The organism is Serratia sp. DD3, assembly GCF_000496755.2.
In genome coordinates this window covers 1-13,182 of record NZ_AYKS02000053.1, presented here as the reverse complement: position 1 = coordinate 13,182, position 13,182 = coordinate 1, and the positions used below count along the sequence as shown (strand labels likewise).

Annotated in this window: 11 protein-coding genes, 2 tRNA genes and 2 pseudogenes; 8 read left to right on the top strand and 7 right to left on the bottom strand. The window is 48.7% G+C overall.

Annotated features, from left to right (window positions below):
• Positions 1-501: 501 nt before the first annotated feature.
• Entirely contained in the window at positions 502-1,698 is a 1,197-nt protein-coding gene (locus IO95_RS09895) for a Bcr/CflA family multidrug efflux MFS transporter (RefSeq protein WP_023490730.1), read from the bottom strand.
• Positions 1,699-1,737: 39 nt separating this feature from the next.
• Positions 1,738-2,439 carry a 16S rRNA pseudouridine(516) synthase RsuA gene (gene rsuA / locus IO95_RS09890; protein ID WP_023490731.1) on the bottom strand — a complete coding sequence of 234 codons (702 nt, stop codon included), beginning with the start codon at positions 2,437-2,439 and terminating at the stop codon, positions 1,738-1,740.
• A 413-nt stretch (positions 2,440-2,852) separates the two neighbouring features.
• On the opposite strand from rsuA, the gene IO95_RS09885 reads away from it, so the two are divergent.
• The gene (locus tag IO95_RS09885; protein ID WP_023490732.1) at positions 2,853-4,607 is read left to right on the top strand and encodes a DEAD/DEAH box helicase; all 1,755 of its coding nucleotides are present in this window, start codon (positions 2,853-2,855) and stop codon (positions 4,605-4,607) included.
• 197 nt (positions 4,608-4,804) lie between these two features.
• Entirely contained in the window at positions 4,805-5,089 is a 285-nt protein-coding gene (gene rplY, locus IO95_RS09880; RefSeq protein ID WP_023490733.1) for a 50S ribosomal protein L25, read from the top strand.
• A gap of 86 nt (positions 5,090-5,175) precedes the next feature.
• On the opposite strand, the gene yejK is transcribed toward rplY, so the two are convergent.
• On the bottom strand, positions 5,176-6,183 hold the full coding sequence (yejK, locus tag IO95_RS09875) for a nucleoid-associated protein YejK (protein ID WP_023490734.1): 1,008 nt from the start codon (positions 6,181-6,183) through the stop codon (positions 5,176-5,178).
• Between the two features lie 217 nt (positions 6,184-6,400).
• Between yejK and IO95_RS09870 the strand changes: the two genes are divergently transcribed.
• The 3 genes from IO95_RS09870 (at position 6,401) to IO95_RS09860 (ending at position 8,570) form a co-directional block, all read left to right on the top strand.
• Positions 6,401-6,628, top strand: coding sequence for a YejL family protein (locus IO95_RS09870; RefSeq protein ID WP_023490735.1), 228 nt, complete (start codon positions 6,401-6,403; stop codon positions 6,626-6,628).
• 9 nt (positions 6,629-6,637) lie between these two features.
• Positions 6,638-8,416: an LPS biosynthesis-modulating metalloenzyme YejM gene (gene yejM / locus IO95_RS09865; protein WP_023490736.1), complete on the top strand. Its 1,779-nt coding sequence runs from the start codon at positions 6,638-6,640 to the stop codon at positions 8,414-8,416.
• A 77-nt stretch (positions 8,417-8,493) separates the two neighbouring features.
• A tRNA-Pro gene (locus IO95_RS09860) sits at positions 8,494-8,570 on the top strand.
• A 137-nt stretch (positions 8,571-8,707) separates the two neighbouring features.
• On the opposite strand, the gene IO95_RS09855 is transcribed toward IO95_RS09860, so the two are convergent.
• Positions 8,708-8,783, bottom strand: a tRNA-Thr gene (locus tag IO95_RS09855).
• Between the two features lie 418 nt (positions 8,784-9,201).
• Between IO95_RS09855 and IO95_RS26315 the strand changes: the two are divergent.
• Positions 9,202-9,360: pseudogene (locus IO95_RS26315) on the top strand (transposase); the annotation flags it as partial.
• On the opposite strand, the pseudogene IO95_RS09850 reads toward IO95_RS26315, so the two are convergent.
• Both IO95_RS09850 and IO95_RS09845 read right to left on the bottom strand, forming a co-directional pair.
• Positions 9,356-10,153: pseudogene (locus IO95_RS09850) on the bottom strand (IS3 family transposase); the annotation flags it as partial. The pseudogenes IO95_RS26315 and IO95_RS09850 sit on opposite strands and share 5 nt — an antisense overlap.
• A 47-nt stretch (positions 10,154-10,200) precedes the next feature.
• On the bottom strand, positions 10,201-11,820 hold the full coding sequence (locus IO95_RS09845) for an ISL3 family transposase (protein WP_037383825.1): 1,620 nt from the start codon (positions 11,818-11,820) through the stop codon (positions 10,201-10,203).
• A 105-nt stretch (positions 11,821-11,925) separates the two neighbouring features.
• Between IO95_RS09845 and IO95_RS24735 the strand changes: the two genes are divergently transcribed.
• Together IO95_RS24735 and IO95_RS26450 are read left to right on the top strand one after the other, a co-directional pair.
• Positions 11,926-12,132: a hypothetical protein gene (locus IO95_RS24735; RefSeq protein ID WP_081878504.1), complete on the top strand. Its 207-nt coding sequence runs from the start codon at positions 11,926-11,928 to the stop codon at positions 12,130-12,132.
• Positions 12,133-12,294, top strand: coding sequence for a hypothetical protein (locus tag IO95_RS26450; protein WP_160165606.1), 162 nt, complete (start codon positions 12,133-12,135; stop codon positions 12,292-12,294).
• Between the two features lie 284 nt (positions 12,295-12,578).
• On the opposite strand, the gene IO95_RS09835 is transcribed toward IO95_RS26450, so the two are convergent.
• The coding region (locus IO95_RS09835; RefSeq protein WP_037385107.1) for a helix-turn-helix domain-containing protein at positions 12,579-13,182 on the bottom strand (604 nt) is incomplete at its 5' end.

Below are 13,182 nucleotides of genomic sequence, written 5' to 3'. Positions count from 1 at the left end.
TAGTTATAGCTTTAATCACCAGGCTTCACCGCCAAAATCGTTACTAAAACGTACAATGTACCAGCAGCAACTCGACAGATTATCCCTGGCTGAGCTTTCCTGGCGGCAAAAAAACCCTTATCATGTTTGTGATCTTCAACACATTTTTTCGTTATATTTACCTATTTTAAGCCCGCATGGCAACATTTTTATTTCAAAATGGACACGTAAATTACTTAATATATTTACATTTTGTCATTAATTGAATTACTCCCAGAATTTGGAATGATAAATCCCTTTGATTTAAAACAAAATTAAATCAATACCATGATAAAGAATTGTCAATATCCTCCGGGTTAAAACACAGCTTCTCACTTGGAATATCGAGTTAAATTAACAATAAACCCACAATTTATTTACTGTTATTGTGCCTTCGGGGCTACCAAATGACTGGCAGACCATCGATAAGCAAATCCCCCCATTGAATCAAGTCAATGGGAGGACTTTAATACCTTAGCCAAATCAGGCAGGGTGCTGACCGGAGCGATAAGCATATAAATACAACGACACGGCAATAATGCCGCACAATGCCATAGAGGAGACCATCGGCCATGCGCTGTTACCCGGTGCCAGTGACAATATCGCCCCCACCAATGCACCAATACTAAAACGCAGCGTACCAGCCAACGAAGACGCAGTCCCTGCCATGTGTGGGAAGTCATCCAGAATAACCGCCATCGCATTAGAAGAGATCATCGCGATACAGCCGATATAAACCGCAACACCTAGCACCAATGCCCAGAAACCGAACCCACCTGCACTGACTAGCAACAGCCACAGCCCCATTGCCAGTTGCACAAACAACCCCAGTCGGAACATTTTAAGTGCCCCCACTCGGCGGACATAGCGGCTGTTAAACCAGGTTGTCAGGAACAAAAATACGATATTCAGCGCAAAGTAATAGCCAAAATGCTGCGGTAACACGTTGTTGAGTTCAATGTAGACAAAAGGCCCAGCGCTGAGGAAAGAGAACATACCAGCAAATGAGAATGCACTGGCCAGCATATAGCTCAGTACACGTTTGTGGCGGAACAGTGAGCCGAAATTTCTCAGTGTGGTGTACAGATGGAATTTTTGCCGCCGCTCTTTGGGTAATGTCTCTTTGATAAAGAACGCCACCAGCACCGAGCCCAACAATGCAGCCGCCCCCATGGCCCAGAAAATAGCATGCCAATTAAACCACAATAGCAAAGCACCACCGAGCATCGGTGCCAACAGAGGGGCAATCGTCATCACCAGAATGACAAACGACATCATGCGTGAGAACTCATCCTTGCTGAACATGTCACGCATCAGCGCATTGATCACCACACTGGCCGCTGCGGCAGACAAACCATGCAGTAAACGCAAAATGATCAGTTGATCTATCGATTGAGCCATCGCACAGGCACCACCCGCAATAGCAAAAACCAGGGTTCCCCACAAGATCACCGGCTTACGACCGAGACTGTCTGACATCGGCCCATAGAACAACTGACCAATAGCAAACCCGAACATGTAAGCACTGAGCGTCATCTGCACCTGACCTGCACTCACCCCAAATTGCTGGGCAATAATCGGCATGCTGGGCAGATACATATCGATCGCCAATGGCATCAGCATGGAAAGCAGGCCCAGGATAAAAATTAAACCGAGGTGAGACGGCCGGTTTTGTTGCATATTTAACACTTCCTTGGCATAAAAATATCAATTGGGTTGTTACGGGGCTACTGCGCTGGCAATCTCTTCTTCCGTCAGTGGGCGATAGTCTCCCGGTGCCAAATCTTCATCCAACACGATACCGCCAATGCGTTCCCGGTGTAATGCCACTACACGGTTCCCCACAGCAGCGAACATTCGCTTCACCTGATGATAGCGCCCTTCACTGATCGTCAGACGCACCAGATTATCTTCGATTTTTTCCAACCGGGCTGGTTTGGTCAGATCTTTTTCATTATGCAACTGTACCCCCTGGGTAAACTGCTCTGCTGTATCCGCAGCCAGTGGATGTTCCAATGTCACCAGATAGGTTTTATCACAATGATGTTTTGGTGATGTGATACGGTGTGACCACTGGCCGTCATCGGTCATCAATACCAATCCGGTGGTATCAATATCCAGCCGACCTGCGGCATGCAGCTTGTAAGCCACCGGCTCATCGAGAAAATAGAGCACCGTGGGGTGATCGGGATCATCCGTCGAGCACACATAACCCTGCGGTTTGTTAAGCATAAAATAACGTGGTCCAGTCTGTTGGACTAAGACGTTGCCATCGAACGTCACCTCCTGCTGTGGGGTGAGTTTCATCGCGCCGCTCTTCACTATCTCACCATCTACGGTGACACGTTTCGCACGGAGTTCACGCACTACCAGTGCTCGGCTGATACCTAACTGCTGAGATAAAAACTTGTCCAATCGCATTGAGTCTGCTTTGCCTGTGGTTGTTATGATCATGTTGCTCGTCTGAGCATGATGTCCTGCTTATGCAGCGCCAAGGGCCGATAAACAGGCTTGAGAGGTATACTCTTCTTTCTTCACGTTGCCGCAGCATTGGCGACAACGCTATCGCGAGGGGCATAATAATAGAAACTTTTCCGCCCATCCGAAAGTATAATGTCACAATGTTAGTCGGCTGTTATATTGCAATTGGTTATATTGCAATTGGTTATGTTGCTAAATGGACATTTATAGTCAAAATCATTCGAATTGCTTGTTGGCGGCAAACGTTGGCCCAAAGGGTGAACCTCGGGAGCGAGGCGAGTAACCGCAGCCAACCCCCAAGCAACTTAAAGGATGAAGAGTATACTCCTCATTATCGTCAATGGTGTTAATACATGAGCTTTACCCTACGCCCTTATCAATTGGAGGCGGTCGACGCCACCATCAGACACTTCCGCCAACACCCTGAACCCGCGCTGATCGTGCTACCGACCGGTGCCGGTAAAAGCCTGGTGATTGCCGAGCTGGCAAAGCGCGCCCGTGGTCGAGTGTTGGTGCTGGCTCATGTTAAAGAACTGGTGGCACAGAACCACAGTAAATATTGCGCCTATGGGCTAGAAGCCGACATTTTCGCTGCGGGATTGCAACAAAAAGAGAGTGACGGCAAAGTCGTTTTCGGCAGTGTGCAATCCGTCGCACGCCACCTGCCGCTATTTGATAATGCGTTTTCGCTATTAATCATCGATGAATGCCACCGTATCAGCGACGATGATGACAGCCAGTACCAACAAATTATCCGGCACCTACAAAAAAACAATCCCCAGCTACGCCTACTGGGACTAACAGCGACGCCCTATCGGCTAGGTAAAGGCTGGATCTATCAATATCACTACCATGGCACTCTACGCGGAGACAGTAATAGCCTGTTCCGTGACTGTATCTATGAGCTACCACTACGTTATATGATCAAACACGGTTTTCTGGTGCCACCGGAACGGCTGGATATGCCTATCGTGCAGTACGATTTCAGCCAATTAGCCGCCAGAAGTCACGGTCTGTTTAGTGAAGTCGATCTTAACCGCGAACTGAAAAAGCAACAACGTGTGACTCCACTGATCATCAACCAGATTATGGAATATGCCCAAACGCGCAAAGGGGTGATGATCTTTGCCTCAACGGTGGAACATGCGCGCGAAATATATGGTTTGCTACCCCATGGCGATGCCGCGTTGGTCAGCGCAGAAACACCGCCTCTCGAACGCGATACCTTGATTGAAGCCTTCAAGCAGCAGCAATTGCGCTACTTGGTTAACGTCGCCGTGTTGACGACCGGCTTCGATGCCCCTCATGTCGACCTGATTGCCATTTTGCGGCCAACTGAATCGGTCAGCCTATATCAACAAATCGTCGGGCGCGGGTTGAGACTGTTTCCCGGCAAAACCGATTGTTTGATCCTCGACTATGCGGGTAACCCCCATGATCTGTTCACCCCGGAAGTAGGTGGCAGTAAACCCCATGCTGACAGCCAACCTGTTCAGGTATTTTGCCCCGGTTGTGGCTTCGCCAACCTGTTTTGGGGCAAATGCACCCAGAGCGGTGAAATTATCGAGCACTATGGTCGCCGCTGCCAAGGGTGGTTTGAAGATGACCAAGGGAAACGTGAACAATGTGATTACCGCTTCCGCTTCAAAAGCTGCCCTCACTGTGGCGCAGAAAATGATATCGCCGCACGTCGTTGCGGCCAGTGCCAAGCGCTGTTGGTGGACCCGGATGATATGCTGAAAGCCGCACTCAAGCTGAAAGATGCCTTGGTATTACGCTGCAGCGGCATGGAATTACAAAGCGGTCAGGATAATAAAGGGGAATGGCTGCAAGCCACCTATTATGATGAAGATGGCTGCAGCACCAGCGAACGCTTTCGCCTGCAAACACCGGCTCAGCGTAACGTTTTTGATAAGCTGTTCTTGCGCCCACATCAACGAGCCCCAGGTGTGCCCTTTCATTGGCAAACCGCGCTGGAGATCCTCAGCAAACAGGATTTATTACGCCATCCTGACTTTGTTGTTGCCCGCAAACGTGGTCAGTTTTGGCAAGTTCGCGAAAAAATTTTTGATTATCAAGGGCGTTTTCGCCGTGCCAATGAGCTCTAACCTTTACTGCTTCTCGTTATCCCCAGGTGGCAGCTTGATTGAGCTTGAGGACATCAGGCAGGTTTCCATTGCCCACAGCGCCGCTTTCCGTTAAAATGCCGCCCGCTTTACTTGGCTATTTCCAAGGTAAAAGCAGGTTATCGAGCCTGTTACTGGGTCGCCTGTAGCAGGATACATTTTCTTAAAGAGAAAAAACAATGTTCACTATCAATGCACAAGTACGTAAAGACCAGGGTAAGGGTGCGAGCCGCCGCCTGCGTGCAGCAAACAAATTCCCCGCTATCGTTTACGGTGGTAAAGAAGCTGCAATCTCCATCGAATTAGACCATGATTCAGTGAAGAATATGGAAGTAAAACCAGAATTCTACAACGAAGCAATTATTCTGGTTATCGATGGTAAAGAAACCAAAGTTAAGGTTCAGGCTGTTCAGCGTCACCCATTCAAGCCTAAACTGGCTCATATCGACTTCATGCGCGCTTAATCGCCATATTGTCGTGCCTTCGGAATATCGAAGCAAAAAACGCCGCAATCGCGGCGTTTTTTATTGTGTGAAGTCAGGGAGATAGCCTATTTAGCGTTGCCAGAACGGCGCTGTAACTGATCACGCAAATTAGGTGGCGTACCACGAATCGTCAAAGTATCGGTGGCTGGATCCCAGAAAATTCGCTCCCCTAGCAGCATGGCATCAAAGTTGATGCTGATACCACCACCACTGCCGGCAAACTTGGTCAATTGGCGTAATGTGCTGCGATCAGCGGGGAAACTCTCTTCCAACTGGTAACCTTGCTCACTGGAAAACTGCAAAAAATCCTTGTCCCCCACAGGCGCAATCTCTTGAGACAGCTCCTGTAACGCAATCTCTTCCCCCGCCTGCAATTGTTCGTTGCAATAGCTGTAGACTTGCTGGCGTACTGATTGGCGTTGGTTTTTATCCAGTTGTGCATCAGTGCAATAATCATCCACTGCCTGCAATAAGCCACGGTTTTGCGCTTTAGTGTCCAGCCCTTCCGCCGCTGCCAAAAAATCCATAAAGAAATCAGAAACTTTACGCCCCACCCGACCTTTCAAAAACGTCAGATAACGGGTTGACTCTGGGTTGGTTTCCCACTCGGTCAAATCGATGCGAGCCACAATATCTGCATGATTAATATCCAGATAGTGCGTGGTGCTAATATCCAGCGTTTCATTAACATGCATACTGTTGCAGCTGTTAAGCACGGCAATCAGCAAGTACTCTACGGCCAAGTAACGATATTGGCCGAACAGCACCACACCACCTTCAGCAAACGGGTATTTAGCCAGTTCGTCACGCAAACGGCCTGTGGCCGCACGGCTAAACGCCAGGAAATCCTCATCCCCCTTGCGGCAATGGCGTAGTGCATCCGCCAGTTCACTCTGTTCGTTGAATAGACCGTAGGCTTTGCTCTTGGCGCTGTATACGCGGTGCAGCTCTGCCATCATCTCTTCCACTGCCGCGTTGGTAGGAAGAAGGGAATCGCGCAACACCACATCCAGCGTCTGCTCATCACGTTTCACCAACTGGTGCAGTGCAATCTGCTCGATATCCAGACTCATGATCATTTCTCCTGTTCTTTGAGCGCGTATTCAAGCACTGAAGCGGTTACGCTGCAACACAAAAGCCACGCCATTAAATAATCCTCAACACGCTACTCAACCTCATACCACTTGCCCTGCTCCGCGGCTACTTGAGCGCAGCATTGATAAAAGAGCAGAAAATCACGACTCTATACGGTAAGATAAGAAAAATTTTCAGGCTTTGAGCTCAATCTTTATGCCACAATCATCCCGTTATAGTGACCAACATGTTGAACTACTGCTCTCTGAGCTGGTCAATGTTTTGGAAAAATATCATACACCCACTGACCTTTCCTTGATGGTACTGGGTAACATGGTAACCAACTTGATCAACACCAGTATCGCTCCCGCACTGCGGCAGTCGCTGGCCAGGTCATTTGCTGAAGCTCTACAGGCTTCTATCCATGAAGATAAAGCACATTAATAGTTAGTTATGGTGACAAACCGTCAACTTTATCGCGAAAAAGTCTCCCAGATGATCAGTTGGGGGCACTGGTTCGCCTTATTTAATATTTTGCTCAGCATTGGGTTGGGTAGCCGTTACCTGTTTGTCAGCGACTGGCCGTCATCACTCCTGGGCCGAATCTACGCCTTTGTCAGCCTGATTGGGCAATTCAGTTTTATTGTTTTTGCGGCCTATCTGCTCATTATCTTCCCGCTGACCTTTGTCGTGATGTCGCAACGTCTATTGCGATTTATCTCTGCAGCGCTGGCTACCGCCGGGCTCACCCTACTGTTGGTCGACAGTGCAATCTTTGCCCACTTCCACCTGCACCTTAACCCCGTCGTCTGGGAGTTAGTGATCAACCCAGAGCAGAGTGAAATGGCACGCTCTTGGCAGTTAATGTTTATCAGCGTCCCGGTGATATTCCTGATCCAAATGCTCTTTGCCACCTGGAGCTGGCAGAAATTACGGAGTCTTAACCGACACAGCTTCGGCAAGCCCCTGGCGGTATTGTTTATCTGTTCATTCTTTGCATCCCACCTGTTCTATATCTGGGCTGATGCTAATTTTTACCGTCCTATCACCATGCAGCGCGCTAACCTTCCCCTCTCTTACCCGATGACCGCGCGTAAGTTTCTGGAAAAGCATGGTCTGCTCGACCCACAAGAGTATCAACGTCGTCTGATACAACAAGGCAACCCAGATGCGGCGGCGGTTGAATATCCGCTAAGTGATTTAACCTATAGGGATAAAGGTAGCGGCTATAACTTACTGATGATTGTGGTCAATGGCATTCGCAATAAAGATATTGCGCAAGATATGCCAGCCCTAACCCATTTTGCGCAGGAAAATATTCACTTCAGCAATCATTACAGCACAGGTAATCAAGCTGATACCGGGTTATTTGGCCTGTTCTATGGCATTTCCCCTACCTATCTGGATGGTATTCTGGCTGGGCGTAAACCTTCCGCCTTGATTAAAGCATTAAGCGATCAAGGCTATCAATTTGGCTTGTTCTCATCAGATGGCTTTAATGCCGCGCTTTACCGCCAAGCGTTGTTTGCCGACTTTTCATTACCACCCGCACCATTGGCACAGAGCGATGCGCAAACCACACGCCAGTGGCAACAGTGGTTGGCCGATCGAAGCAACGATAGCCCATGGTTTTCTTACGTCAATTTCAGTGGCAGTGAATTGCCCAATAAAACCTTACCCGCAGATGCCTTTATCCAGCGCTATCGCACTGGAGCAAACAAGATTGATGCACAGATTGCCCAGATGCTGACGACACTGAATGAGAAAGGCATGTTGGATAACACAGTCATCGTCATTACGGCTGAGCACGGTATGGAGTTCAATGATACCGATAAAGGAAACTGGGGGGCTGGCAATAGCTTTAACCGCCACCAATTACAGGTTCCGTTGGTGATCCGCTGGCCGGGTACACCTGCACAAAGCATCAATAAACTCACCAACCACAATGATGTGATGCGCACACTGATGCTGCGCCTGCTACATGTAAAAACCAGCGCTAACGATTACTCACAAGGTGAAGATCTCTTTACCCCACAGCGTAAAAATAACTGGGTCGCCACGGGTAATGGTAGCCAATTGGTCATTACCACCCCGACACAAACCCTGGTATTACAAGGTAATGGGCGTTATCACGCTTACGACCAAGACGATCAAGAAATCAAGGATGAAAAGCCACAGTTAGCCCTACTGCTGCAGGTCTTGACCGATGTCAAACGCTTTATTGCTAACTAACTGCTTAAATCTAAAGCGATCAGTAAGATGGCAACTTGAATTTAGTGCCAAAAACGGTAGTATAGCTTCCACTGCGTCGGCATGTAGCGCAGCCTGGTAGCGCACCGTCATGGGGTGTCGGGGGTCGGAGGTTCGAATCCTCTCATGCCGACCAACTTTTTATAGAAAAACCAACCTTTTACGGTTGGTTTTTTTATGTCTGGCGTTTGTGCAAAAATTGAAAGTATCACTACCCTATCCGGTGCCAATCGCCCATAAAAAAACCCCAGCATCTGCTGAGGTTCTTTAATATGGTGCCGGCTACCGGAATCGAACTGGTGACCTACTGATTACAAGTCAGTTGCTCTACCTACTGAGCTAAGCCGGCGAAATTTTTTGCGGCATTATATTTCCGCGGACGGCAATATAATACAACCGAACCGAGATAAGCAAGGGTAATCAACGCATTTTTTGTCTCTTCGACTAAAAAATCAGCTTATTGTACTAACACTCGTCATTTCTCTGCGTTGGACTTAAGACCAAGAAACCTTTCAGTGATTAAGGACGGACTACAACAGCCGAAGTATAAGTAAAACTTCGTTCTTAGCCATCTTCCAACATGGGAGAAAGGCCAATTGGATGAACTGTTGCTCTTCACAAAAATATCTTTGCTTAACCAACGCCAACAGATTGACCAATAAGGCAACTCACTCCAGGGCGGGATCGCACTTTGTTAATGAAACTTGAACGGGCAGATCGTCTGTGATCTAATCACGTCTCCATGTAGGAGGCGCGCTCGCTGACACCAGGCGATGGAGTACACGTTAAATCAACAGACATCACTGATTGGTTATTGTGAATACGGCTATGCGAATATCAGCAATGCGTTGGCCGAGAATGCGATACGGCCTTTTGCGGTGGGCAGAAAAGTGATCTTACCCACGAACAATGGACACACGGCTAAGCGAGGTTTTGGTTTTCAAATTGTTCCGGGCTAAGACCACCACAGGCACTGCGGCGACGCCAGCGATTGTAATCGCACTCGATATAATTAAACACGGTTGTTCGCATTATTTCCCGGCTGGCAAAGTGCTCGCCGTGGATACACTCCACTTTTAGTGAGTGGAAGAAGCTTTCAACACAGGCATTATCGTAACAACAGCCTTTTGCGCTCATACTGCCACGCAGATTATGGCGTTTCAGTAAGGACTGGTAATCCGCTGAACAGTACTGGCTGCCTCTGTCTGTATGAACAATGACATTTTCCGGGCGTTTACGCCGCCACAACGCCATTTGCAACGCATCGCACGCCAATTGTGCCGTCATCCGCGAGGACATCGACCAGCCGATGACGGCTCGCGACCACAGGTCAATCACCACCGCCAGGTAAAGCCAGCCTTTATCTGTACGCAAGTAGGTAATGTCACCCGCCCATTTCTGATTCGGCCCACAGGCGGTAAAGTCTTGTTTCAACAGGTTTTCTGACACCGGCAAACCATGCTCACGGTAACTGACCGGCCTGAACCGGCGCGAGGCCTTTGCGCGCCCCCCCTGACGACGTAGGCTAGCGGCGATGGTTTTGACGTTGTACGCTGGAAGCTCATCAGAAAGACTTGGCGCACCATACCGCTGTTTTGCGTCACTGAATGCCTTTCCAACGGCCTCATCGCAGACAAGACGGAACTGCTGACGCGGGGTTATCTGATGATGACGTAGACGCCAGGCATACCAGCCACTGCGGGCGACACGGAGCACCTGTTACCAACAATGCAAAGCTGGGTCTTCCGCAACTTGGGTGGAGATTTTCATGCAAGGGGACTCATCACACGTCGCCTCAGTAGCTCGAACCCTGCTCGACCATACATCTGGCGTTTCAGCATCTTCAGTCGGTTTACATGGCCTTCGACTACACCATTACTCCATCTGCTGCTTATCGCTTCGTGTATTGCTTTTGCATCAGCCTCCATCCCGGCAGCAACGCGCTGAAGGTCAACCAGACCGCTCTGACTGACGTCAAAGAACCATTGATTTAGCTGGGATTTATTCTTCATCTTCAGCATCCGATAGAAGTCGAGTGACAGTTGTTGTGCCATTTTCAGTTGCGGTTCTTTCTGGCACATTGATTCGATGAAGCGGGAAGCATAGTTTTCTTCTCCTCTGATTATTCGCCAGGGCATCAACCAACGACTGACCCGGGATGCTGAGGGAAGCCGCCCTGGGGCGACAACCGGATCGTTAACCTGCCTACGCCACTTAGCTACAGCATCCCTGACAGTCGTTTCACTCCCGGTAAAACCATCATCAACCATCTCCCGCCATAGCTGCCGGGCATTATGGTTGCCGTTTATTCGTTGTTCCTCCAGCGATTCCTTCCATGGCCCAAGAAGCCCGGGTTTTGGTGGTTTTGTTGATATTTCAGGGAATGCTTTCGACTGTATCCACCGACGAACCGTCACCCGGGACAGCCCGGTGAGACGTGATATTTCTCTGATCCCGCAACCTTTTTTATGAAGAGAGTCGACCTGAGCCCAGCGTTGATACCGCTTGTTACGCCGAAGTTGTTTAATTTTTTCTGGACGACGTAGCGTTGAGGCTGGTGCAGTAGACACTTCAGAGTTTTGTTTTTTTGGTGACAACTCAGCGGCAACCAGCCGTATCAATGGCATGTGTCTGTACATCATGCGCTCCAGCGCATCACCGATATTCTTCAGCAGGTGCCAACGGTCGGCCACCTGTATTGCCTGTGGTGCTCCATCGCGGGCGGCTAAAGCATAGATCCCGCCACGATCGCGTGAGACGACCTGTATTTCCGGATATTTTTTGAACCATGCCGCCAGTGTACGTTGCTCCCGGCCTGGCAGCAGTACCAGGGGACGATGGGTATCGAGGTTAACGATCAGCGTGCCGTACCTGTGGCCCCGGTGCCATGCCCATTCGTCGATACCGACATGCCGGGTTCGGTTCTCTACCTGCTCTGGAGCCTGAACAACCCTGCGCAATAGAGTATCTGCGCTGATCTGCATCCCTGATGCCACTGCCGCTCGTCTCCCGGCTTCTCCGCCAGCAATTAATCCCAACTGATGCTGCATATTTTGCAGTAATGTCGAAGACTGCTGTTGTGGGCCAGCAAAGGGAGCCAGCGATTCAGCAAAGATCTTGCGTGAACAGGATGGGTTACGACAGTACCAGTGCCGGACGGTAAAGATTAACCAGAGTGTCTGGCCTGAGCATGGAAGATGCTGTATCCGTCGTCGACGGCAACTATGAACAGAGCTGCTGCGCTGAAGACATTCAGGGCATTGCGCTGTTTTACGCGTGGCACGGAGATGTAGGGTGAGCCCATCAGAGCTAATAATTTGTCGGCTGGATTGCCATCCACAAGGTAGCTGCAAAAGTGTCTTAAGTGAGGGCATCTCGTTATCCATAACTTAAAACAGCTTAGATCCTTGTTAACTAAAAGTTTCATTGTTTTTCTTCCACCTAGGTTGCGGAAGACCCACTTTTCGGTTGTTGTTGACAGCACCCGACACATGGCTGTCTGCCATCAACCGGAGTATGCCAACCTGCCGCCGTCACAACTCGTGCCACGGTTGGCGGATAAAGGGGTCTATCTGGCGAGTGAGTCGACCTTCTACCAAGTGCTACGCCGTTATGGGGAAGTTCACCACCGTGGCCGTCGCCTCAAGCCGAGCCGGGTAAAAACGCCGACCACATTCACGGCTTCCGGGCCCTGTTAGGTGTGGACTTGGGACATTACCTGGATCCCTTCGGTGGTACGTGGCCGTTGGTATTATCTGTTTCTGGTGGAGGATGTATTCAGCCGAAAAATCACGGAGGCAGAAGTTTGTTCTGAACATCATAAAGCAGAGCAATTGTGGTGCGCCGAGTCAGAGAAATAAGCTAAAAAAGGCAAGTTGGGATGACTTTAACCAGTTCGACAGCCAGTGCCTTGAGTTTCTTTTCGTCCATAATTTGCCTGTCTCCGTTGTTAGGAAGAACATAAGAAAAACAGGCAATTACACAATTTTAATTACAGGCTCCAATTACTGGGCTCAGTTATCTTTTGGTTAAATAACAAGCAAAACGTGCTCCCGCCCTGCAACTCACTCAAGTTGAAACCACTGGATACTTGCGACTTTTTCTACTCTCGAAGAGATAGCACTAACAGTTCACAGGGAGTTAATCAAAGCGCATACTTGGCTATTTTCCTTCTCAAGGTAGAAAGACTAATGCCAAGGTGAAATGCAACATCAATATGCTTTCTATTAAGTAATGTAAGTGCGTTATCAATTTCTTTTTTTTCCATCTCCTCAAGAGTCATAATCGGCCTTACAACAGCAGGCACCGAATCTGCGTCCGATGTGTTTTGCGATATATTGCCTCGATTTAAGAATGAATGTTCAATCCATTTCATTAACTCTGAAATATTACCGCGCCAGATACTATTTTGTGCATGATTTAGTAGAAAGTGACGAAAGTTCTCATCGACAAAGTCTTGTCCTCCGTAGAGCTCCGTCAGTTTACGGTCAACGAATAAAGCAATATCTTCAGTACGATTTTGTAGATTTGGTAGACAGAGTGATGCTCTAGTTAGGTAATAGTAAAGTGATGGGCAAAAGCGTCGTTCATGCACTAAATCTTCTAACGGTTTCAATGAGCTGGTAATCAGACGAAAGTTAAGATTGATTGACTTTTTAGTCTTAATATCAAACAATGCTTTGGTCAGAATGAGATGCGTTAATGCGGCTTGTAAAATGCCCGGCAACAAATCAATACGCTCTATATAT